Annotated in this window: 1 protein-coding gene; it reads left to right on the forward strand. The window is 65.7% G+C overall.

Annotated features, from left to right (window positions below; translation table 11 throughout):
* Nucleotides 1-236: AAA family ATPase (locus AC3II9_RS22505; RefSeq protein WP_489158996.1), on the forward strand; the 236-nt coding region annotated here is incomplete at both ends.

Consider the following 236-nt stretch of genomic DNA (forward strand, 5'->3'; position numbering starts at 1 on the left):
GGATCGTGCGGCTTGCCAATATCACGGGCGTCGCGCGCGTCGTGCAGACCGGCGATACTCGCCAGCTGACCGCGATCGCAGCCGGCAAGCCGTTCGAAGCGAGCCAGCGAGCCGGTGTCGTCACAGCCCATATCACCGAGAATCTGCGTTCCAGATCCGATCAGATGAAGGCGGTCACTGCCGCACTCGACCGCGGCGACGTGTCGGGCACGTTCGAGTTGCTCAGGCCTGCCACG

The organism is Lysinibacillus sp. RU7 (assembly GCF_057837305.1).